Annotated in this window: 28 protein-coding genes and 1 tRNA gene; 10 read left to right on the forward strand and 19 right to left on the reverse strand. The window is 64.3% G+C overall.

From position 1 onward, the window contains the following. Window positions 1-342 precede the first annotated feature (342 nt). Window positions 343-552 (reverse strand): hypothetical protein, encoded by a 210-nt coding sequence (locus HLG70_RS13765; RefSeq protein WP_171663290.1) that lies wholly within the window; start codon window positions 550-552, stop codon window positions 343-345. A 150-nt stretch (window positions 553-702) separates the two neighbouring features. Between HLG70_RS13765 and HLG70_RS13770 the strand changes: the two genes are divergently transcribed. Continuing rightward, window positions 703-1,602 carry a recombination-associated protein RdgC gene (locus HLG70_RS13770; RefSeq protein WP_171663291.1) on the forward strand — a complete coding sequence of 300 codons (900 nt, stop codon included), beginning with the start codon at window positions 703-705 and terminating at the stop codon, window positions 1,600-1,602. Window positions 1,603-1,657: 55 nt separating this feature from the next. Here the strand turns inward: HLG70_RS13770 and HLG70_RS13775 are convergent, their stop codons facing one another. The 5 genes from HLG70_RS13775 to HLG70_RS13795 form a co-directional block, all read right to left on the reverse strand. Then, window positions 1,658-3,091, reverse strand: a complete 1,434-nt coding sequence (locus HLG70_RS13775) for a diguanylate cyclase (RefSeq protein ID WP_171663292.1) — start codon at window positions 3,089-3,091, stop codon at window positions 1,658-1,660. 129 nt (window positions 3,092-3,220) lie between these two features. Continuing rightward, window positions 3,221-4,513 (reverse strand): aspartate carbamoyltransferase, encoded by a 1,293-nt coding sequence (locus HLG70_RS13780; RefSeq protein ID WP_171663293.1) that lies wholly within the window; start codon window positions 4,511-4,513, stop codon window positions 3,221-3,223. Window positions 4,514-4,613: 100 nt separating this feature from the next. Continuing rightward, window positions 4,614-5,024 carry a hypothetical protein gene (locus HLG70_RS13785; RefSeq protein WP_171663294.1) on the reverse strand — a complete coding sequence of 137 codons (411 nt, stop codon included), beginning with the start codon at window positions 5,022-5,024 and terminating at the stop codon, window positions 4,614-4,616. Between the two features lie 3 nt (window positions 5,025-5,027). After that, window positions 5,028-5,459 (reverse strand): BPTD_2524 family lipoprotein, encoded by a 432-nt coding sequence (locus tag HLG70_RS13790; protein WP_171663295.1) that lies wholly within the window; start codon window positions 5,457-5,459, stop codon window positions 5,028-5,030. A 128-nt stretch (window positions 5,460-5,587) separates the two neighbouring features. Further along, window positions 5,588-5,722, reverse strand: a complete 135-nt coding sequence (locus HLG70_RS13795; protein WP_171663296.1) for an entericidin A/B family lipoprotein — start codon at window positions 5,720-5,722, stop codon at window positions 5,588-5,590. 226 nt (window positions 5,723-5,948) lie between these two features. Here HLG70_RS13795 and HLG70_RS13800 point away from each other — a divergent pair, with 226 nt between their 5' ends. Further along, a complete protein-coding gene (locus HLG70_RS13800; RefSeq protein ID WP_171663297.1) occupies window positions 5,949-6,308 on the forward strand; it encodes a hypothetical protein in 360 nt (119 codons plus the stop codon). Window positions 6,309-6,373: 65 nt separating this feature from the next. Then, entirely contained in the window at window positions 6,374-6,778 is a 405-nt protein-coding gene (locus HLG70_RS13805) for a hypothetical protein (RefSeq protein WP_171663415.1), read from the forward strand. A 25-nt stretch (window positions 6,779-6,803) separates the two neighbouring features. Here the strand turns inward: HLG70_RS13805 and HLG70_RS13810 are convergent, their stop codons facing one another. The 4 genes from HLG70_RS13810 to HLG70_RS13825 form a co-directional block, all read right to left on the reverse strand. Beyond that, complete coding sequence (locus HLG70_RS13810) at window positions 6,804-8,042, reverse strand: TIGR03862 family flavoprotein (protein ID WP_171663298.1); 1,239 nt, start codon at window positions 8,040-8,042, stop codon at window positions 6,804-6,806. 327 nt (window positions 8,043-8,369) lie between these two features. Beyond that, window positions 8,370-8,714: a hypothetical protein gene (locus HLG70_RS13815; RefSeq protein ID WP_171663299.1), complete on the reverse strand. Its 345-nt coding sequence runs from the start codon at window positions 8,712-8,714 to the stop codon at window positions 8,370-8,372. 230 nt (window positions 8,715-8,944) lie between these two features. Next, window positions 8,945-9,021 (reverse strand) — tRNA-Met (locus HLG70_RS13820). A gap of 20 nt (window positions 9,022-9,041) precedes the next feature. Continuing rightward, window positions 9,042-9,422: a hypothetical protein gene (locus HLG70_RS13825; RefSeq protein WP_171663300.1), complete on the reverse strand. Its 381-nt coding sequence runs from the start codon at window positions 9,420-9,422 to the stop codon at window positions 9,042-9,044. 169 nt (window positions 9,423-9,591) lie between these two features. On the opposite strand from HLG70_RS13825, the gene HLG70_RS13830 reads away from it, so the two are divergent. Then, window positions 9,592-11,031: a PLP-dependent aminotransferase family protein gene (locus tag HLG70_RS13830; RefSeq protein ID WP_171663301.1), complete on the forward strand. Its 1,440-nt coding sequence runs from the start codon at window positions 9,592-9,594 to the stop codon at window positions 11,029-11,031. Further along, window positions 11,028-11,591: a DedA family protein gene (locus HLG70_RS13835; protein ID WP_171663302.1), complete on the forward strand. Its 564-nt coding sequence runs from the start codon at window positions 11,028-11,030 to the stop codon at window positions 11,589-11,591. The genes HLG70_RS13830 and HLG70_RS13835 overlap by 4 nt, the downstream gene beginning before the upstream one ends. Before the next feature lie 12 nt (window positions 11,592-11,603). Here the strand turns inward: HLG70_RS13835 and HLG70_RS13840 are convergent, their stop codons facing one another. Both HLG70_RS13840 and HLG70_RS13845 read right to left on the reverse strand, forming a co-directional pair. After that, window positions 11,604-11,837: a hypothetical protein gene (locus HLG70_RS13840; RefSeq protein WP_171663303.1), complete on the reverse strand. Its 234-nt coding sequence runs from the start codon at window positions 11,835-11,837 to the stop codon at window positions 11,604-11,606. 224 nt (window positions 11,838-12,061) lie between these two features. Further along, complete coding sequence (locus HLG70_RS13845) at window positions 12,062-12,307, reverse strand: hypothetical protein (RefSeq protein WP_171663304.1); 246 nt, start codon at window positions 12,305-12,307, stop codon at window positions 12,062-12,064. A gap of 195 nt (window positions 12,308-12,502) precedes the next feature. Here HLG70_RS13845 and HLG70_RS13850 point away from each other — a divergent pair, with 195 nt between their 5' ends. The 5 genes from HLG70_RS13850 to HLG70_RS13870 all read left to right on the forward strand — a co-directional run bounded on the left by HLG70_RS13850 (window position 12,503) and on the right by HLG70_RS13870 (window position 16,115). After that, window positions 12,503-13,108 (forward strand): hypothetical protein, encoded by a 606-nt coding sequence (locus tag HLG70_RS13850; RefSeq protein ID WP_171663305.1) that lies wholly within the window; start codon window positions 12,503-12,505, stop codon window positions 13,106-13,108. 80 nt (window positions 13,109-13,188) lie between these two features. Next, the gene (locus tag HLG70_RS13855; protein WP_171663306.1) at window positions 13,189-13,647 is read left to right on the forward strand and encodes an Lrp/AsnC family transcriptional regulator; all 459 of its coding nucleotides are present in this window, start codon (window positions 13,189-13,191) and stop codon (window positions 13,645-13,647) included. Window positions 13,648-13,729: 82 nt separating this feature from the next. Continuing rightward, entirely contained in the window at window positions 13,730-14,020 is a 291-nt protein-coding gene (locus HLG70_RS13860) for a hypothetical protein (protein WP_171663307.1), read from the forward strand. Then, entirely contained in the window at window positions 14,017-14,997 is a 981-nt protein-coding gene (pdxA, locus tag HLG70_RS13865; protein WP_171663308.1) for a 4-hydroxythreonine-4-phosphate dehydrogenase PdxA, read from the forward strand. Before HLG70_RS13860 ends, pdxA begins: the two co-directional genes overlap by 4 nt. A gap of 140 nt (window positions 14,998-15,137) precedes the next feature. After that, window positions 15,138-16,115 carry a bile acid:sodium symporter family protein gene (locus HLG70_RS13870; protein WP_171663309.1) on the forward strand — a complete coding sequence of 326 codons (978 nt, stop codon included), beginning with the start codon at window positions 15,138-15,140 and terminating at the stop codon, window positions 16,113-16,115. A 71-nt stretch (window positions 16,116-16,186) separates the two neighbouring features. On the opposite strand, the gene HLG70_RS13875 is transcribed toward HLG70_RS13870, so the two are convergent. The 7 genes from HLG70_RS13875 to HLG70_RS13905 all read right to left on the reverse strand — a co-directional run bounded on the left by HLG70_RS13875 (window position 16,187) and on the right by HLG70_RS13905 (window position 21,253). Then, on the reverse strand, window positions 16,187-17,569 hold the full coding sequence (locus tag HLG70_RS13875) for a replicative DNA helicase (RefSeq protein ID WP_171663310.1): 1,383 nt from the start codon (window positions 17,567-17,569) through the stop codon (window positions 16,187-16,189). After that, the gene (locus HLG70_RS13880) at window positions 17,566-18,405 is read right to left on the reverse strand and encodes an RIO1 family regulatory kinase/ATPase domain-containing protein (RefSeq protein WP_171663416.1); all 840 of its coding nucleotides are present in this window, start codon (window positions 18,403-18,405) and stop codon (window positions 17,566-17,568) included. The genes HLG70_RS13875 and HLG70_RS13880 overlap by 4 nt, the downstream gene beginning before the upstream one ends. A gap of 128 nt (window positions 18,406-18,533) precedes the next feature. Further along, window positions 18,534-18,989, reverse strand: a complete 456-nt coding sequence (gene rplI, locus HLG70_RS13885; RefSeq protein ID WP_171663311.1) for a 50S ribosomal protein L9 — start codon at window positions 18,987-18,989, stop codon at window positions 18,534-18,536. A 14-nt stretch (window positions 18,990-19,003) separates the two neighbouring features. After that, entirely contained in the window at window positions 19,004-19,276 is a 273-nt protein-coding gene (rpsR, locus tag HLG70_RS13890; protein ID WP_006218308.1) for a 30S ribosomal protein S18, read from the reverse strand. A gap of 118 nt (window positions 19,277-19,394) precedes the next feature. Beyond that, window positions 19,395-19,718 carry a primosomal replication protein N gene (gene priB, locus HLG70_RS13895; protein WP_171663312.1) on the reverse strand — a complete coding sequence of 108 codons (324 nt, stop codon included), beginning with the start codon at window positions 19,716-19,718 and terminating at the stop codon, window positions 19,395-19,397. Window positions 19,719-19,769: 51 nt separating this feature from the next. Then, window positions 19,770-20,144: a 30S ribosomal protein S6 gene (rpsF, locus tag HLG70_RS13900; RefSeq protein WP_171663313.1), complete on the reverse strand. Its 375-nt coding sequence runs from the start codon at window positions 20,142-20,144 to the stop codon at window positions 19,770-19,772. Between the two features lie 185 nt (window positions 20,145-20,329). After that, window positions 20,330-21,253 carry a DUF817 domain-containing protein gene (locus HLG70_RS13905; protein WP_171663314.1) on the reverse strand — a complete coding sequence of 308 codons (924 nt, stop codon included), beginning with the start codon at window positions 21,251-21,253 and terminating at the stop codon, window positions 20,330-20,332. Window positions 21,254-21,259: the final 6 nt, after the last annotated feature.

Here is a 21,259-nt window from a genome sequence, read left to right on the forward strand (position 1 = left end):
CCTTTCAAAAGCTCCTTATGGAGCTTTTTTTTTATGCGAATGGGGGCCGCACTTTCAGGACCATGTCAGACCCCCGCCATTAGACTGGGCGCTCAGATTACGGCCTTGCGCCAGATCGGCTGACGATTGATCCCCCTGTCAGGCGATTGCAGGGCTAGTGTTCTGACACCGATACCGCGTTCCCCGCGAGCCTTTTATGACGCGGTATTGTGTGCTCCCGTACCGGCCCGACTCTTTATTGAGCCGGGCCGCTTTTTTTTCGGGCGCGCAAGTTCGGTCGCGCAAATGCAAATGGCGGCCGCGACGCGGCCGCCATCTTCGGGCAGCGCAACCGCGCCGCGATCAGCGACGCATGCCCACGCCGATCGCCACCACGCCGGCCACGATCGCGGCAATGCCCGCCCACGTGGGAATCGGCACCGACTTCTCGGTTTCGGCGGTTGCCTTCACGGAGCCGATCTGCAGCACCGTTTCCTCGGACTTGTAGCTAAAGCCCTTGTAGGCCAGGGCGGCAATGCCCAGGACGATCAGGATCGCGCCAATGATCTTCATGTTTTCTCTCCAATTCCACGTTGGTGCGCCGGACATTACCGGATAGCCCCGCCCGTGTCAGTGACAGATCGTGTCGCCTCCATCGGCCGCATGGAAGCACTTCGGCAAAGCCGCCGCGTCGTATAGAATCTACCCTTTTGGCCGACGCTCATGTGGTTCAAGAATCTCAAGATTTACCGCCTCTCCTCGCCCTGGACTCTGATCGGCGAGCAGCTTGAAGAGACTTTGGCGCGGCACGCCTATCAAGCCGGCAACAACGTCGAAATGCAAAGCCTGGGCTGGGTCCCGCCGCGCGAAAACGGCGGGCTCGCGCACGTCGTCAATGGGCAGATCCTGCTCAGCCTGCGCGCAGAGAAAAAGCTTCTGCCCGGCACCGTCGTGAACCAGGTCGCCAAGGCGCGCGCCCAGGAGATCGAAGAGCAGCAAGGCTACAAGCCTGGCCGCAAGCAGATGAAGGAAATCAAGGAACGCGTCACGGACGAGCTCCTGCCGCGCGCCTTCAGCGTGTATCGCGATACGCGCGTGTGGATCGATCCGCAGAACCACTGGCTGGTCATCGACGCGGCCGCCTCGGCCAAGGCGGATGAAGTCATCGGCCTGCTCGCCAAGTGCGTGGACCCGTTCCCCCTGGAAAACCTGTACGTGGCCCAATCGCCCGCGTCCGCGATGACCGGCTGGCTGGCCGAAGACGAAGCGCCGTCCAACTTCAGCATTGACCAGGACACCGAGCTGCGCTCTTCCGGAGAAAGCGGCGCGGCCATCCGCTACGTGAAGCACTCCATCGATGCCGACGACGTGCGCCGCCATATCCAGTCGGGCAAGCAATGCACCCGCCTGGCCATGACCTGGGCCGACCGCGTGTCCTTTGTGCTGACCGAAGGCCTGGACGTCAAGCGCGTGGCGCCGCTGGACGTGCTGAAGGAAGGCAACGAAGGCATGGCCGCGAACGACGACGAGAAGTTCGATTCCGACATGATGCTGATGACCGGCGAACTGGCCAAGATGATGGCCGAACTGGTCGAGGCCCTGGGCGGCGAGAAAAAGGTATAGGCCTTTCTGCGCCTGGCCGGTAAAGATCGGGCCGCCCTTTCCGGGGCGGCCTTTTTCATGCCGCCACGCTGCGGTCGCGACCGGCCTGCTTGGCGCGGTACAGCGCCTTGTCGGCGCGATCGATCAGATAGGCATAGTCCGGGTGCCCGTCGAAAGTCGCCACCCCGATACTGGCCGTGACGTGCAGCGCGCCGGCGTCGGCTATGGAAAAACGGTGCCGGCGGATCTCGGCGCCCAGTTTCTCGGCCGTGGCCAGCGCGGACTCCTGTCCGGTATCCACCAGCACCACCAGGAATTCCTCGCCGCCATAGCGGAAGACGAAATCGCTGGACCGGCACGCCTGGTGCACCACCTCGGCGAACTGTCGCAGCACCTGGTCGCCCCCGGAATGGCCATGCTCGTCGTTGATCGCCTTGAAATGATCGATGTCCAGCAACAACACCGAGAAATCCGTGCGCTGCCGCCGGGCTATCGATATTTCGCGGCCGATCACGGACGGCAGGAAGCGCCGGTTCAGCACGTTGGTCAGAGGATCGCTGCCGCTCTCGATCTCGGCCACCATGTCGAACAGGCCATTGAGCAGATGCTTGATGCGCGCCACCAGCTCCTGCAATTCGCGGACCTGGTCCGGCAGCGAATTCTGCCCGTCGGGATCGCCCAGCATCATCTGGGGCAACACCGTATCGTCCAGGCGCGCAACCGCTTCGGTGATCTGGCGCAAGGCCGGCGCGCTTTCGAACAGGACCCCGCCCTTGTGCTGCAGCCACAAGCCGAATTCGGAGGCGGCCAGGCGCGGCAGGGCCTGCTCGGGCGCCCGGTAGTGCAGCCCGATCAGCACGGCCTGGCTCCACTCCAGCAATGCGGCGCGCTGGCGTTCACGTTCGGTGGAAATGTTCTGCCCCAGGGCGAACAGCCGGTAGGCCTCGTCGTTGCGGGCGCCCCGATTGATATCGCGCATGAACGCGCGGCTCATCTGCTCGATCGCCAGATCGAACAGATTGCATACGTATTGCGTGGCCACGGATGCGGCCGTGCCGTCCAGATCGCTCGCGCGCAGGCGCAGGGCGATCTCGTTCTTCAGGATGCGGGCGCCGGCCATCACCAGATGGATCGGGATATGGACGCGGGCATGCACTTCGCCCACCTTCTTCTGCGTGGCCAGCAGATCGACGATGTCGCCCTGATCGCGCACACAGAGCAGCCCCTTGAGCCAGCGCATCATGCCGCTGTGCAGGCGGGTCGAAACGATCTCGTGGGAAAGCCGCGGGCCGGCCTCGGCGTCGGCGAGCAAGGTGGAATAGAACGCGTCCACCAGCTGCGTGGCGCTGTCAGCCACCACCGCCGCGACCTGGCCGCGCGTGTAGGCGTCGACTGACTGGTAGACCGCTACCCAGGCCTGCGTGTTGGACGCGCTCAGGTAGCACGCTTGACCGGCTACGGCATCAGCGCCAGGCGAGGAAGATGGAACACCAGTACTGCTCGAAGACATAAGATCATCCGCCAAGGACTGCATGGCGTGTCTTACAGCGACACGCGACAGGAAAAGCCAGCGCGGATTATGCTTGAATTCCCCCAGGGCAAGGCCGTCGATACGGTCTTGCCCTGGGACAAGATGCCGTTATTCCAGGCCGTGGAACACGGAATCGTCAGGCCCGACATGCGACGGATGCTGCCACGTCACGTCGCGCAGCGAATGCTGCACCAGACCTTCCACGCCAAGCAGAACCGCAAAGATGGCCATGCGAATCGGAATGCCATTGTCCGTCTGGCGGAAGATGGCCAGACGCGGATCATGGTTCAGGTCCACGCTCAAATCGTTCGCGCCCGGGCGGCTGTCGCGCGGCAAGGGATGCATCACGATCGTCTCGGGGCTGCAATAGGCGTCGATGATGGCACGGCTGATCTGGAAGTCCGGCGTGTAGCCCTCGTTCTCTTCATTGGCGAAGCGCTCTTTCTGGACACGCGTCGCGTAGATCACGTCGGCGCCGGCCAGGCCTTCGGCCAGCGAGGACTTCTGCTCGATGATGTTGCCGTTGCGGCTGGCCTGCTCGACGATGTAGGTCGGCATTTCCAGGCCCTTGGGCGACACCAGCGAGAACTTCACGTTCTTGTACAGCGCCATCAGCTTGATGAGCGAATGCACGGTGCGGCCGTATTTCAGGTCGCCGACCATGGCAATGTGCGCGCCGTCCAGCAATTTGCCCAGGCGCGAGAACTCCGTCAGGATCGTGTACAGGTCCAGCAAGGCCTGGCTGGGGTGTTCGCCAGGACCGTCGCCGCCATTGACCACGGGGATGTTCGTCGCGCGCGCAAATTCCGCGACCGAGCCCTGGTCCGGATGGCGGATCACCATGGCGTCCACATAGCCGCTCATGACGCGGCTGGTGTCGTAGATCGATTCGCCCTTGGCCATGGAAGAGAACGTGAACCCGGTGGTGTCGCACACCGAGCCGCCCAGCCGGCAGAATGCGGATCCGAAGCTGACGCGCGTGCGGGTGCTTGCCTCGAAGAACAGATTGCCCAGCACGGCGCCTTCCAGCACGCGCGACACTTTCTGGCGGCGCGCGATGGGCTGCATCATGTCGGCCACGCGAAACAGGTCTTCGACGGATTCGCGGGTGAACTGGTCCACGGACAGCAGCTGGTGCTTGCCTTCCACGGCGATGCGGTCGCGCAAGGGCCCCTCTTGTACGCTCTGCGTATACTTTTCGAGCAATACCCCGTTTTGCACGATTTCGCTGACGAAACGCTGCACCACTTCCGGCATCGCGCGGAATTCCTGCGAGCCTTCAGGCAACAACCATGTATCCAGCGCCCGGCGCTTGACGCCGATGCGGGTGGCGAACACGTCGCGGGTGAGATTCAGGCGGCGCATGGCGTCGCGCAGGAAGGCTTGCTGGGAGATGGTCATGACGGGCCCCGAGAAAGAGGTTTATATACGCAGTGCGCATATTATTCCCAACACTATTTCAAGTCCAACATTTTTGCGCACAAGGGTTTACCCTTGCAAATCAACGCCGTGCGTAGGATGTCATTTGTGGCGGGTCGGAGACCGCCTGCCCTGCCGCCAGCCAGCAGGCCGCGCAGAAGGCCAGCGCGCTGATCAGATAGCAAATCACCGCCAACATCTGCGCCGGCCAGTGCCTGCGCGTCAGGTGCCCGCTGTAGCCCTGGCGCAACAGGCTGACCTGCGCCAGGTAGGCGAACAGCAATCCCAGGCAGGTCGCCAACAGGCCCGCCAGAAGCAGGGCCAGGGGAATCTGGAGGTCGGGCGCGGCGATATCGCCGCCCACCACACCCAATGAGAATCCAACCAGAATCAGGGCGGCAACCCCATTGAGCCACCCCAGGAACCGGAACGCCCCCGAGAACAGCAAGAACGGCATGCCGCTGGCGCGTATCTGCTGGGCGCGGGGATCCATGCGTCAGCCGCCGTTGGCGCTGCGGCACACGGGGGTGGCGCTCTGGATGGACTTGCGCGCCGCCGCGATCTCCGCCTCGTCCCAGCGCCCTTCGCCCAGCACGGTCACGGTGACCTTGGACTTGGCGGGGCCATCGGCCTCTGCGGAAATCAGCTCCAGCACCGTGGCGGGTTCGCCCACCTTGAAGACCTTGATTTCATCGGGGGCGCCCTTCTCGCCGATGGTGTGACGCCATGCGTACGACACGCCATAGGCATGTTGCACAAGCGCATGGCAGGTCCGCACATACTCGCCGGCACGACGGAAGGCCGCCTGGTAGTTTGTATCGACGCTGAAGGTGTCCTTCTTCACCGATTCCACCTCATAGACTCCCTTGCTCGCGCAGCCGGCCAACAAGGCCGTCAACGTTACACCCACCCACACAGACTTGCGCATGATTCTTCCCGCCATTGGTATTCGGACTCCCGCGATTATGCCAGCGGCCACAAAAAGGCCACGCCGGAAATGCCGGAACATTTCTCGCGTGGCCTTGAGCCGTCAGAGCGGCAGCCGGGCGTGGTGGCCTACTTCTTTTCCGCAGCACCTTCGATCTTTTCCCCGCCGCGCTGGATGTCCTTTCCAGCCCCTGCGACGGTATTGCAACCCGCCGAAAGCGCGGCAATCGAAAGCAACATGACGAGAAAGACTCTGTTCTTCATAAACATCTCCTGTCTGAGCGTAGGAACCGAAGTCAGCATACCGCAAAGGCCGCAACTTGCGCAGGGGCCGCCCAACCCGCCAGCGCCCGGCCGGTTCAGGTACTAGCGCGTCGCCGCAGCTTGTAACAGCAGCGAAGAAGAACGGTCACCACCCTTACGGGCCGGTGACATTTCCGGGCCGTCCACGCCTGTCGCGTATTTGCCGGCAATGGATTAGGATGCGCAAATGACCAAGAAACATGTATCGCAGAATGCTGGCGCCGGCCCTCAGGGTTGGGGCTGGGAACAACCTCAATGTCGCGGACAGGCCGCTTTGGCGCTGTTCATCGACGATCTGCATCGAATTTTGCAAGCCCACGCCGCCGGCAAGCTGGCGGCCAGCAGCACCCTTGCGGACGCGCAAGAACACGTGAACGAATTGCTGGCCCGCTACAACGAAATCGGCGCAGCACCGGATATTTTCCTTGGGCAATCGGTCGAACTCAAAGAGGGTGTAGACCGCAGCGGCGTATCGCATACGGTACCAATTTTTTCGCCGCGCCTTAAACAATCGCTGGTATCGATGCTGGGTCAAGGCCCCGGCTGACACGCCAGGCAACCGGCACCCGATGCCGGCGGTCGACCAGAACAGCCCTCACAGGAGACCCCATGATGAACACGGACAATGTCGTAGAGTTTCTCCGGTTGCTGTCGCTGGACGTATCGCTGGGCACCGCCGCCCAGCACGCGGCGAGTCAGGCGGATGCACCTCTGGCCCTGGCCCGCTTGGCCACGGCACACGGCTTGCCTTGTAGTGCTTCGGACTGGTCCTTCTTTGCCCGCAGCTGCCTGGACTCCACGGAGTTGGTAGATGGGGACGCCGGCGCCGCAAGCGCCACGATCTGGCAATTGGTGCAAGACCCGGCCCATGGCACCGCCATTCCGGCCAGCGCCATCACGCGGGTCATCGGCATCATCACCCAACCGGAAGGCGCCCCCCCCGTCGTGGGGCACGTCGTCGGAGACCTGGCGCCACGAGCGCCGCTGGGCATGGCGCCCCATCCGCAAGGTTCCTGACGCTCCGGCCGCTTCCGCGCCCGGCTCAGGGCCGGGCGCCCAGAAAATCAATGACGGAGGTAGCGGCGACCACGCCGCTGGCCATGCATGCGGTCAACAGGTAACCGCCTGTAGGCGCCTCCCAATCCAGCATCTCGCCCACGCAGAAGACGCCCGGCGCGGCTTTGAGCATCAGCCCGGCAGTCAATCCTTCGAATGACACCCCGCCCGCAGTGCTGATCGCCTCGTCGATCGGGCGCGTCCGCGTCAACACCAGCGGCAGCGTCTTGATCCGCAGCCCCAGGCGCGCCGGATCGCGGAAGTCGTCCGCCGTGGCGCATTCGCGCAGCAAGCCCGCCTTGACCCCGGTCAGCCCCAGCCGGCTCTGCAGATGACTGGACATGGAGCGCGCGCCGCGCGGATGCGTGACCGCCGCCATGACCTTTTCCTGTGGCCAGTCCGGCGCCAGGTCCAGCATGGCCACGGCTCGGCCCTGGGCGTCGATCTGGTCGCGCAGCGGTGCCGACAGCGCGTAGACCAGGCTGCCTTCGATGCCGGTTTCGGAAATGACGAACTCGCCTTGCCGGGCCTGGCCGCCGCAAGCCATGGACACGGACTTGACCGGCTGTCCCGCGAATCGCTCGCGGAAGTGATCGGACCATGAAACATCAAAACCGCAATTGGCGGGACGCAGCGGCGCCACCTTGATATGGTGCGCCTGCAACCCGGCAGCCCAGGCTCCGTCCGATCCCAGCTTGGCCCAGCTGCCGCCGCCCAAGGCCAGCACGACGGCATCGGCCGTACAGGTTTTCTCGCCATCCGGTGTGTCAAAGCGCAGCGCGCCTGCGCAAGGCGTGACGTCTCCGGGCCAACCCAGCCAGCGGTGCCGCATGTGGAAGCGCACGCCGGCGGCCCGCAGGCGGGCCAGCCAAGCCCGCAGCAGCGGAGCCGCTTTCATTTCCTGGGGAAACACGCGCCCCGACGATCCCACGAACGTCTGGATGCCCAGCCGATGCGCCCAGTCCCGCAAGCCGTCGGCATCCAGGACTTTGAGCCAAGGCGCCACGAACCCGGCACGATCGCCGTAGCGGGCCAGAAAGGGCGTGGCCGCCTCGCTATGTGTCAGGTTCAAGCCGCCCCGGCCCGCCATCAGGAATTTTCGTCCGACCGAAGGCATGGCGTCGTACACGTCGACCTGCACGCCGCTGGCGCTCAAACCTTCCGCGGCCATCAGGCCGGCCGGCCCGCCTCCGATGACGGCGACACGCCTGGCGGACAGGCTCATGGCGCCGCCGCCTTCATGACAGCACGAGGGATGGGCAAGGCAGGGTGCATGCAAAACGGACGAATGGAAGAATGGACGGGCGGCCCGCAGGCCTCAGGGGATGGGATTGTCGCATGATGGCCGCGGCAAATCCGGGACCGCCCCCTCCCCGGTCCAGCCACCCCCAGGTGAAAAAGGGTCACGGCTCCAACCGGGCGGCAACAAAAAAGACCCGGCGGCGGCCATTTCTTGACCGCAGTCGCCAAGCCTTTGTTATTGCGGGACAAATCGGACATGCGCAGAGGCTATCCCAAGGCTTGTCCACAGTCCTTGTGGGTAACTTTCGCCTCAGGCGCTTGCGGCGGACTGCATCGGCCCGGACCAGGGCTCGGCGTCAAGCTGGAAGCGGAGCTCCTGGTACTCGCCATCCACCGAGACCGACCGCAACAGCCCGGCGTCCAGGGCCTGGCCCAGCGCGCGGCGGCAGAGCGTTTCGGGATCATCGGGCAAGGACTGGAAGACACCGTCCGGTATCCGCAAGCGCAGCAGGGCTTGAGGGTCGCCGCGCTCGGCGGGACGGCCGATGTGGATATGGGCGGGATAACCGTGGGGGCACCAGATGCCCACGTGGTATTTGCCTTCAGCGCCAGTGTCGGCGACATAGCCGGGATGATCGTATTTTGCTGTTCCCATGGACCCTCCTCGTGTGCGGCAAACTAGCGCGCGTGACCCATGGTAGCTCAGGGTGGCAGCCCTGTGCGGACAGGGACACCCGGGAAACTCCGGACTGGAGCAATGGTTTGACCCAGGGCAAGGGACGGACGAAAAAAAGCCGCGACAGTGTCGCGGCTTTTCTTAAGGAGGGACCATGCGGAAACACGTTTTTTGACGCGCTGCCGGACGATCCGGGTCCTGCTTGAAACTGGTTGCGGGGGCAGGATTTGAACCTACGACCTTCGGGTTATGAGCCCGACGAGCTGCCAGACTGCTCCACCCCGCGTCTGATGTGTGAATCATACCTCATTTTGAAATCTTGTGCAGCGCACCGAGGCTGTTATTTCTGTTTTTCGGCAAGATTCTTTGAATAAGAGCGGTTGCCTGGCGGAAAAATCGGCTGCCGGAGCCTTCGGCATCCAGGCAGATCACCTGCGCGCCGCCGATAGCCGTCAGGCGCACCGAGCCCCCGTAGGCCACGCCATGGACTTCACCCGCGTTGACCCTCGCGGATACGACGCGATGCAGGCCCCCCGCGGCTTCCGAGCCATTTGCTGTCTCTTCGACGCGCACGCTGCCTTCGGTGCAAATCACTGCGGCGCCGGCGCGCAAGGCAAGCAGCCTGCTGGCGCCAGGCGCGATTTCCAGGCGGTGGGCCGGCAGGTCGGGGGCGGTATGTGGGGCCATGATCATCTCCAATCGGACAATGACAGGCTACGCGTGCCCTGCTCTGCGCAACAGCCACACAATTTGCCTTTCTGTACCGATGCAGAGGCTCGATTTTGTCGCTGTTATGGTGTACTTTTCCTGAATCTGTGCCTACCCTCATTCCAACCTCGGGGAGCAAGATCGGCGCATGGACCCACAACCGCTGTACCTACGCCTGGCCAATCACTACCGGCGCGCCATCCAGACCGGTGTGCTTGCCCCCGCCCAGCGCATGCCCTCCGTGCGCACCCTGGTGCGCACCCATCACGTCAGCCTCTCGACCGCGCTGCAAGCCTGCCGCCAGCTGGAAGACGACGGACTGATCGAAGCCCGGCCCCGCTCCGGTTACTTCGTCCTCAAGCCCCGGCGCAACAGCATCCCCCCGGTCAGCGAACCCGACATCCACCGGACACTGGATGCGGCGCAGTACGTCGGCATCCACGACCGCGTGTCGGACTTCATCGCGAAGTGCGAAGCGCATCCGGTCAGCGCCAACTTCGCGCTGGCGGCGGCCGTGCCGCAAGCCTATCCGATGGAAGAGCTCAAGCAGGCGATGACGCGCGCGCTGCGCCAGTCGCCAGAGGTGCTGGTCAGTCCGGTGCCGCCGCAAGGGCATCCGGACCTTCGCGGCGTGCTGGCCCGCCGGGCGCTGGCCAACGGGATCAACGCCACGCCCGATGACGTCATCGTTACGCACGGCTGCATCGAGGCCCTGAACCTGGCCCTGCGCGCCGTCGCGCGGCCCGGGGACACCATCGCCGTGGAATCGCCCACCTATTTCGGCCTGCTGCAGATTCTTGAAAGCCTGGGCATGCGCGCGCTGGAGATTCCCACCAGCCCCCAGCATGGCCTGTCCATAGAGGCCCTGGATCTGGCCTTTCAGACGCACGGCAATATCCGCGCCGTGGTCGTCGTGCCCAATTTCCATAACCCATTGGGCTGCGTCATGCCCGATGCGCAAAAGGCCCGGCTCGTGGCCCTGTGCGAGCGCCAGCAGGTGCCGCTGATCGAGGACGACACCTACGGCGCGCTCACCGACGACGACACGCCGCTGGCCGCGGCCAAGTCCTGGGACGCGACCGGCAACGTCATTTATTGCTCGTCGATGCACAAGACTCTGGCTCCGGGCATGCGGCTGGGGTGGCTGCTGGGCGGCCGCTGGAAGGCGCGCATCGCCATGCTGAAGTTTGCGCAAAGCCGTCCCAATGAACCGCTCGCACAGATAGCAGTAGCGGAATTCATGGGCTCGCGCGCCTATGACCGCCACCTGACGCGGCTGCGCCGGCAATTGAAGGCCCAGCGCGACCAGACCGCGGAGGCCATTGCCGCGCACTTTCCGCGGGGCACTCGCCTGAGCGTGCCGCAAGGCGGCATGCTGCTATGGGTGGAAATGCCCAATGGCCGCTCAGGCATGGATGTCTTCGAGGCCGCGCTGCGGCAAGGCATACGGGTCGCGCCCGGCGCCATGTTCTCGAACAGCCCCCGCTACAACCACTTCCTGCGCATCAGCTGCGGACAACGCACCACGCCCGACCTTTCGCGGGCGCTGCTGACGCTGGCGCGCATCGTGGATGAACGGGCGGGATGAATCAGGAACTGCATCAATTCATCGTCGACTACGGCCTGTGGGCCGTGTTTGGCGGGACCTTCCTGGAAGGCGAAAGCGTGGTGGTGTTCGCCGGCTTCCTGGCGCACCAGCGCCTATTGCACCTGCCGTACGTGGTGCTCTGCGCCTTCGCCGGATCGTTCCTGGCGGACCAGGTGCTGTTCTACCTGGGCCGCCGCTATCGCGAGCACCGCTACGTCCGGCGCATCCGCGAGAAGCCCGCCTTCGAGAAGGCCCTGTCCGCCATCGACCGCTATCCGCACGGCTTCATCCTGGCCTTGCGGTTCCTGTATGGCCTGCGCACCGTCGGTCCGGTGGCGCTTGGCGTGTCCCGGGTATCGCCGCTGCGCTTCCTGGTGCTCAACGCCATCGCCGCGGCCGTCTGGGCCCTGTGCTTCAGCCTGCTGGGCTATGCCTTCGGGCAGACGATCGAGTCCCTGCTTGGACGCCTGCACGGCGTCGAAACCAAGCTGGCGGTGGCCGCCGCAATCGGGGTGGCCATCTGGCTGGCGTATTTCCTGTATACCCGGCATCGGCGTTAGCCGGCAGGCTGCTCAGAACACCAGCTTGCCGCTGGCCCGCAGGACGTGGCGCCGCCGCGCCTTGCGGTACAGGCCACCGATGAACGGCAGCCTCGCCAGACGGCGCAGGATGGGGTGACGCTGGTCGAAATCGTGCCAGGCCTTGAAGCCATGCCCCATGCGCTCCCAGCTCTCGCGAGCCTCGGGGGAGAGTTTGCCAGGGTCGAACGCCGCCAGCTTTGCCGCTTCCGAAACGCGAGCCGCCATCGCAACGCTCCGGCCATCCAATGAATACTGATTCCGCATGGGGCCGCATATTACCCGGCTTGCCCATCCCGTGCCGATCCTTGGAAATGGGCATGCTCCAACGCAATTGGAGCCACCTTTGACCGCTCCCGACAAGTCTTTGTAATTAAAGGAATTTGCGGATCTATGCCCGTACTATCCCAAGGCTTGTCCACAGAAGCTGTGGGTAACTTCGGCCACGCGGATTACTTCAGGGCGCCCACGATCATGTCGCGCACGCTCTCAAAGCCGGCCACGTACTGCGGGTTCTCGGAACGAGCCAGCAAGCTGGAATAGTTCTGCTCCAGCTGGGCTTCGATTGCTTCGCGCAAGCCCGGCGAACCCTTCACCAGATGCAGCATCGACAACAGCGTGGAATTCAGCGCGTCGATACGGCCGCCCTGATGCGAAATGGTGTGCACGATAACGGCGATTTGTTCCTGGATGTCCATGATGAAAGCCTCCTGGCTATGAAAGTCGGCGCAAATCCTAGCATGGCGCCCGGCCAGGCAGCGGGCGTGGGCTGGAGGGGCCCGCCGCTAGGCAAGCGCACAGGGGCGCGCTAGCATGAAGCGTAGCCGCAAGGGCACCGCGGCGCACGTCACCGGCCCCCGCCCCAGGGCGCCTGGTGCAATCGGAGCGCGTTCATGAAAACGATCCAGAACTATGCCCCCCCGAACGCCCAGTCCATGCAACGGCTGCAGGACAGGCTGGGATACAGCGACGCCCGGATGGCTGAACTGGCTGGACTGGACGCGGCCACCCCGTGGCCCAGCTATGTCGGCGGCCCGGAGCCGAGGTCGCTGGGCCGCCAGCGGCTGTTCTACATGATGGCTCGCCTGACTCTGGATGAACGAGAGTGGCAGCGGGTGCTGGCCGCCATGCGCGAAGTCGGCGCGCACTTCGACTGCACGGACCCGCTGGCCTCCGGCGCCCCGCCCGCGCCGGAACCGATGGCCGACGAAGAGCGCAAGTTCGGAATGCTGCTGATCAGCCGCAACGGCTCTTTCCACGAGATGGAGCAATTGCGCGAATTCGCGCATTTCGCGCATGAGTCCGATGTCAGCCGGTTCGTGCACAGCGCGTTCTACGACAGCGACATCGACCTGTGCCGTTTCAGCTTCGCCGACCACGACGGCCTGGACGATGCCAGCCGCGACCGCATCTTCGATGCCGCGCACAAGACCATCACGCGCTTCGAGTTCGACGGGCGCATCTATCATGGCGGCATCCCGCCGGAGTCCGACGGCTAGCATCGCCGCATTGACGCGGACAGGCCCGCGCCTGTACCGTCGGCACTCCCGCCATCCGGCTCAACGCCATCGCCCACCGCATGAACGAAAGACTCGACGCCATCGACCGGCAATTGCTCAGCCTGTTGCAGGCCAATGCGCGCGAACCCGCGGCCATCCTGGCGCGCAAGCTGGGCCTGGCCCGCACCACGGTGGTGGCTCGCATCGCCCGGCTGGAGCGCGAGAGCATCGTGGCGGGCTATGGGGTGCGCCTGGGCCGCTTGCTGGAAGAGGCGGCGGTGCGCGCCTATTGCTTTATCAGCGTGCTGCCCAAGACGCCGGCAGCAGTGATCCGAGAGCTGGAAAAAATGCCCGAGGTGGAGGAAGTTTCCTCGGTCAGCGGTCCCTATGACTACCTCATCTTCCTGCGCTGCGAGACCCACGAACAGCTTGACGAACTGCTGGACCGCATCGGCCTGATCGATGGCGTCAAGCAGACGCAGACTTCCATCGTGCTCAGCCGCAAGGTCGACCGCCGCAGCGCCGTCGGCGCGCCCTGAAAGCCCGCCTTCGGCCGGCCTGCCTTTCCTCCCCGCGCAACATGGTGGTGTAATGAAGCCTGTCGCGAATCCTGGATCCTTCATGCTTGCACGCCTTGCCTCCGCCGCCGCCTTGCTCACTCTGCTGACCGCCTGTTCCAGCATGAGCGAAGTCACGTCCGTCGACAAGAACACCTACAGCGTCACCTACAGCTCCGGCACGCAGCTGCTGACCTGGGTCGAAATCAAGAACCAGGCCATGCAGCGCGCCGATCAGTATTGCCAGTCCATCGGCCGCAAGCTGCAAAAGCCGAAAATCACGTCCAACCACGCGACCGGCCTCGGATCCAAGCGTGCCACGGTCACTTTCGAATGCGGCGTCATCCCGTCATGAACACGACCCTGCCCGTGGGAATCACCATGGGCGATGCCGCCGGCATCGGTCCCGAGATCATCGTCAAGGCTTACGCGCAGGGCCTGAACGCGCCGTGCGTGGTGTATGGCGACGCGGGCGCGCTGCGCCGGGCAGCGGCTCAATTGGGGGCCCGCCTGGAAGTGGTCGAAATTGCCGGCATAGGCCAGGCCCGCCCGGATGCGGGCCACATCAATGTCGTCGCTTGCAGCCCGGCCTTGCCGCCCGATCTGCCCGTCGGGCAGATCAGCGCCAGCGCAGGGCGCGGCGCCTACGATTACGTTTGCGCAGCGATCGACGATGCCCAGGCCGGCCGCATCCGCGCCATCGTGACTGCCCCGCTGAACAAGAAATCCATGCACGAGGCCGGAATCGACTACCCCGGCCACACCGAGATCCTGGCCGAACGGTCCGCCACGCAGGACTTCGCGATGATGCTGGCCAACGACGAACTGCGCGTGCTGCTGGTGACCATCCACGTGGCGCTGGCGGACGTCATCGCCCGCATCACGCCCGAGGCCGAGCTCACCGCCATGCGGCTGGCGGACCGCGCCTGCCGGCAGATGGGCATCGCGCAGCCGCGCGTGGCCGTCGCGGGCCTGAATCCGCACGCGGGCGAAGGCGGCAAGTTCGGCCGCGAAGACATCGACATCATCGAACCCGCCATTGCCGCGGCTCGCGCCGCTGGCATCGATGCCAGCGGCCCCTGGCCCGGCGACACCATCTTCATGCGCGCCCGCCGTGGTGAATTCGACATCGTCGTGGCCCAATACCATGACCAGGGCCTGATCCCGGTCAAGTACCTGGGGCTGGACCATGGCGTGAACGTAACGGTGGGGCTGCCCTTCGTGCGTACCAGCGTCGACCACGGCACCGCGTTCGACATCGCCGGCAAGGGCCTGGCCGACCAGGCATCCCTGGTTGCGGCGTTCGACCTGGCGCTGGCGATGACGCCCTGAACACGAAAAGCCTCCCGCCCGCCTCACCGCACGGACACTGACGCCTGCCCGCAAGGGGCCGATGCCGGCCCGGGTCTACAATACGCCCCGTTTCCGGCGCGCACCGCGCGCCGCCGCTTTCCGACTTCCCTTCGCCCCTCATGTCCCGTCTTGTCCGACTCCTGCCCGACCGCTTCACCCTGTACCTGATCTGCACCGTCATCATCGCCAGCATCGTGCCCGCGCACGGGCAAGGCGTGGTCATATTCGGCTGGATCACCAACGTGGCCGTCGGCCTTCTGTTCTTCCTGCATGGGGCGCGCCTGTCGCGCGAGGCCATCATCGCCGGCCTGACGCACTGGAAGCTGCACCTGACCATCTTCTCCGCTACGTTCCTGATGTTCCCGCTGCTGGGCCTTGCGCTCAAGCCGGTGCTGGAACCGCTGGTCACGCCCGAGCTCTACCTGGGCATCCTGTTTCTGTGCTGCCTGCCGGCCACGGTGCAATCGGCCATTGCCTTCACGTCCATGGCGCGCGGCAACGTGCCCGCCGCGGTGTGCAGCGCATCCGCCTCCAGCCTGCTGGGCATTTTCCTGACGCCCCTGCTGGTCGGCACCGTCGTGGCCAATGCCGGCAGCGCGCCGATCTCGTTCGACGCCGTCGGCAAGATCATGCTGCAGCTGCTTCTGCCTTTCGTGCTGGGCCAATTCGCGCGCCGCTGGATCGGCGCCTGGGTCCACAAGCGCAAGGCCATGCTGAAGTTCGTCGACCAGGGCTCCATCCTGCTGGTGGTCTACACGGCCTTCTCGGAGGCCGTCAACGAGGGCCTGTGGAGCTCGACCCCGATCCCCGCGCTGCTCGGCCTGCTGGTCTGCTGCGCCGTCATCCTGGCGCTGGCGCTGGGCCTGTCGGCGCTGGCCGGCCGCCTGTTCGGCTTCAGCATCGAAGACCGCATCACCCTGCTCTTCTGCGGCTCCAAGAAGAGCCTGGCCAGCGGCATCCCGATGGCGCAGGTGCTGTTCGCCGGCCATGCCGTGGGTGCGATCGTGCTGCCCCTGATGCTGTTTCACCAGATCCAGCTCATGGTCTGCGGCGTGCTTGCGGCGCGCTTCGGCAAACGACCCGAGACCGACGCCTGAGCTTTTCTGGCATAAAAAAACCGCGCCCGAATGAACGGCGCGGTTTTTTTATGGAAGCGGGCGGCTGCCGGTCAATACATGTCCGGCCTTTGCGCACCCGAGAAATTCAGGAAGCGCGTGCTCGAACCCTGGAAGGTCAGGCGCACGGTGCCGATCGGACCGTTACGCTGCTTGCCGATGATGATCTCGGCGGTGCCCTTGTCCGGCGAATCGGGGTTGTAGACCTCGTCGCGATAGATGAACAGAATCACGTCGGCATCCTGTTCGATAGCGCCGGATTCGCGCAAATCGCTCATCACGGGACGCTTGTTGGGGCGCTGTTCCAGGCTTCGGTTGAGCTGCGACAGGGCGATCAGCGGGCAGTTCAGTTCCTTCGCAAGACCCTTGAGCGAGCGGCTGATTTCCGACACTTCGGTTGCCCGGTTCTCGCCGGAACCGTTGCCCGACATGAGCTGCAGGTAGTCGATGATGATCAGGCCGAGCTGGCCGCACTGGCGCGCCAGGCGGCGCGTGCGGGCGCGCACTTCCATGGGGCTGAGCGCGGGCGTTTCATCGATGTAGACCTGTGCGTCCTGCATGAGCTGCACGGCGTGCGTCACGCGGGGCCAGTCTTCCGCGATCAGCTTGCCCGTGCGCATGCGGTGCTGATCCAGCAGGCCTACCGAACCCAGCATACGCATCGCCAGCTGCACCGCGCCCATTTCCATGGAGAACACCGCCACCGGCAGGCCCTGCTCGATAGCCACGTGCTCGCCGATGTTCATCGAGAACGAGGTCTTGCCCATGGACGGGCGGCCGGCCACGATGATCAGGTCGCCGCCGTGCATGCCGGAGGTCATCTTGTCCAGGTCCGTGAACCCGGTGGGCACGCCGGTCACATCCGAACTGCCTTCACGGTGATAGAGCTCGTCGATGCGTTCGACCACCTGGGTGAGCAGCGGCTGGATCTCCTGGAAGCCCGCGGCGCCGCGCGAGCCTTCCTGGGCGATCTGGAAGACCTTGGATTCGGCCTCGTCCAGCAACTGGCGGGCTTCCTTGCCCTGCGGGTTCAAGGCGGCCGAGGAAATCTCGTCGGCGATCGACACCAGCTTGCGCAGCATGGCGCGCTCGCGCACGATTTCGCCGTAGCGCCGGATGTTGGCGGCCGACGGCGTGTTGTGCGCCAAGGCGTTCAAATAGGCCAGGCCGCCCGCGTCCTCGGCCTTTCCGGCGCTGATCAGCGACTCGTTGACCGTGATCACGTCCGCGGGGCGCGCCAGCCCGATCAGACGGGCAATGTGGTGCCAGATCAGCCGGTGGTCATGGCGGTAGAAGTCTTCTTCCACCAGGACGTCGGCGATACGGTCCCATGCGGTGTTGTCCAGCAGCAGGCCGCCCAGAACCGATTGCTCCGCCTCGATGGAATGGGGGGGAACGCGCAGGTATTCAAGCTGGGGATCGGCGGGTGTATTCATGACTTCAATAGTAACGGCTGCAGGATGTCCGCGACGCGGAAAAACCCCTGGACGTCGCGCGAGGGAAAACGGCTCAGCACGGGGCGCAGGGGCGTCGCAATGCCGCACAGAACGCGCGTCAGGCGCGTCAGGCGGGCTTTGACTTCGGGGTCGGGGTTGCACTCGAGGTAAACGTCGAGGGCCAGTTTACCCAGCGTTCTGGCATCGCCATCCGGCAATTTACGCAAAGACACCAGCGAGGCCAGCATCTGGAACAGATCATAGGCCTGCGCGAGCGGGCGCGACAGCGTCGCGCCGATGTTCTCTTCGAAGTCGATGCGCCACATCTCGCCGTCGCGCAGCGTGACGTTGCGGATCTGCGCCCCGCCATGCCACATGCCCCGGGCATGAAAAGCGGCCAGATCGGTAGCAGCCGCGCGCGTCAGCCACAAGCGCGAGGTCGAGTCCTCTTTGCGGATCAGGTAGGCCAGGTCCTCGCCCACGAATTCCAGGACGAGCAGGCCCTGCTCCTGCCACCATACCTCGGGCACGCGGCAGCCGGCCTCCAGCAGTTGCCTCAGCCTTCGCCCTTCATGGGCCAGGCCGTTACGCAACAGCACGCCGGGCCGCGGGAACTCGCCCAGGAAGACTTTGCAGCCCATGCCCAGGAACAAGGCGCGCGCGTAGCGCAGCGCATAGCTCACGCCCCGGCCGATGCCGGGCCGGCGGCGCTTGATGATGCAGCGCACGCCATCTATCGTCACATCCCGCACCGACGGTTCACGCGATGCGTCCACATTGTCGAGCCAGGCTCGCAGGCCAGGCGGCGCGTTTTGATGAACGGGCGGATGAGTCAAGAGGTCCTCTGCAAACAGCAGCATGAAGCTCGGGGCCGTGCCGGCCGCAAGAAAGCACGCAAGATCCAAGGGGCGAAAAGAAAAAAAGCCGGCGCGCGGGCCGGCTTCTTTTTACCGCGGGTACCGGCTTAGGACAGTTCGCCTTCGACCAGGACCGTGACGTCGACCACGACGTCGGCGTGCAGAGCAACCTGGACCGGGAACTCGCCAACAGCCTTCAGCTGGCCGTTGGGCAGACGCACCTGGGCCTTTTCGACGGCTTCGAACGAAGCCTTCTTCAGACCTTCGGCGATGTCGGCATTGGTGACCGAGCCGAACAGACGGCCGTCGACGCCAGCCTTCTGGACGATCTTCAGCTGGTAGCCGTTCATGCGCTCGCCCAGAGCTTGGGCAGCGGCCAGCTTCTCGGCCTGGACCTTTTCCAGTTCGGCGCGGCGGGCTTCGAATTCCTTCAGGGCGGCGTCGGTTGCGCGACGTGCCTTCTTCTGGGGAATCAGGAAGTTGCGGGCGTAGCCATCACGCACACGCACGACTTCACCCAGGTTGCCCAGGTTGACGACTTTTTCGAGCAGAATAACTTGCATTTCAGTGCCCCGGATTAGTTGTGGTTATCGGTGTAAGGCAACAGGGCCAGGAAGCGCGCGCGCTTGATGGCGGTGTCCAGCTGGCGCTGGTAGATTGCCTTGGTGCCGGTCAGGCGAGCCGGGATGATCTTGCCGTTTTCTTGCACGAAGTCGCGCAGGGTGTCCAGATCCTTGTAGTCGATCTCTTCGACGCCGGCTGCGGTGAAGCGGCAGAACTTACGACGCTTGAAAAGCGGGTTCTGCTGCGTGAATTTGCGTTTTTCTTTGCGTTTTCCGAAGAAAGCCATGATATGTGCCTCTATGTTTGAGGGGATCGGTTCCACCCGGGTTTTTCAAAAGCCGGGTCCAACTCCCCATACCTATCCGTATTCAGAAGGCGCTCTCGCACCTATGGACTCATTCCCGTCAAGCCACCTGCGGATCGCGTCCTGCGCTGCCGCTGACCTTGCGCGCCTGCTGCAAATGCAGCTTGATCTTCACCGAGTCCTTGCGGGCGGGAGCCAAAAACCCCTGCACCAGCAATTCAGACCCTAAAGCGGTGTTTCTCAACAGCAACGCCAGATCGCCCAATGCCACGGCGGTGATGGTCAATTCGACGCGGCGCGGGTGGCCTGCCTCGATGACCTCCGACTCGTGTGCCAGCAGCATTTCCAGCGCTGGCAGTCCGGCGGGAGTGTGGCGCAAAGGCTCGCATTCAAGAACGCGGGCGCTGAGTTCCAGCTTATTCATCCTGCCAGGCACCGAGGGGACTTCATGGGATGAGCTCTGCGTGAGCCCAGCTTACTCGGGCTGAACCGCGACAGCTTCCGCCGAAGCCTTGCGGGCTTCTTCGCGCTCGACCGACTTCATCATGATCGAGGGCGTGGTCTGGGCCTTCTTGGTCTTGATGACCAGGTGGCGCAGAACGGCGTCGTTGTAGCGGAACGAGTGTTCCAGCTCATCCAGCGTGGCTTGGCCGCACTCGATGTTCAGGCAGACGTAGTGAGCCTTGACGAGCTTCTGGATCGGGTAGGCCAGTTGACGGCGGCCCCAGTCTTCCAGGCGATGGATCGAGCCGCCTTGGCCCGTGACCAGCGCTTGGTAACGTTCGACCATGGCGGGCACTTGCTCGCTTTGGTCGGGGTGAACGATAAACACTACTTCGTAGTGACGCATGAGTAAAACTCCTTGAGGATGTCTCGCTGGCCGAACGTCTTGCACCCGCGCTTTCCATCATGGGTGGGTTTACATCATTGACGATCGCCGCAAGGGGCAGCCCGCTACCCAAAAACCATGGGCGGTCGAGCAAGAAAGCCCACGATTATCACCGATTGAGCCCACTCACGCAAGCTGAAGTAGTACTAAGAAATAGGGGACGCGTCAATCGCCGCACCCTGGCCGCTCGCCCGGGGCGCATCGGCCACATCGATTTGCCGCGGCCGGTTGACCATGCTGACCATCACATAGCTGATGATCATCAGCAGGAACCAGGAGCCCAGCTTGGCGATGGACACGAGCTGCCACGCCTGCTGCTGGCTCGGATAACGCCAGGCATTGGCAAAGGTGCCGATGTTCTCGGCGAACCAGATGAAGAGCGCCACCAGCACGAAACCCAGCAGCAGCGGCATGCGGCGGTAGGCCCGCCAGATACGGAAATACACCCAGGTGCGCGCAAACAGCACAACCGTCAGCGCAAACAACACCCACCGGAAATCCATGATGTAGTGGTGCGCAAAGAAGTTCAGGTAGATCAGCACCGACAGCGCCACCGTGGCGGCAAGCGGCGGATGCGCGCGGAACCGGAAGTCGAACAGGCGCCATACGCGCGCCAGATAGCTGCCCACGGCCGCGTACATGAAGCCGGTGAATAGCGGCACCCCGCCGATGCGCAGCACGCTGGCCTCGGGATAGATCCAGGATCCGGCCGCGGTCTTGAAGAGTTCCATGCAGGTGCCCACCACATGGAACATCAGGATCACGCGGGCCTCGCTCCAGGTTTCCATGCGCAACGCCAGCAGCACGGCCTGGATGCCCAGCGCGGCCAGCGTCAGGAAATCGTAGCGGGCCAGGATGGCGTCCTTGGGATACCACCAATGCGTGCCCAAGAGCAGCACGCACATCAGACCGCCGAACAGGCAGGCCCAGGCCTGCTTTACGCCGAAACGGAAGAATTCATACAGCGCGAGGCCAAAGCGGCCGCGGCTGGCCAGATTGCTGGCCAGCCGCGATTCCCATTCTTGCAGTCCCGCGATGAGCGGCCAGTCACTGGCCGCCGAACGGTCCACGGAAAA

Source organism: Achromobacter deleyi (assembly GCF_013116765.2).
GTDB classification, from domain to species: Bacteria; Pseudomonadota; Gammaproteobacteria; order Burkholderiales; family Burkholderiaceae_B; genus Achromobacter; species Achromobacter deleyi_A.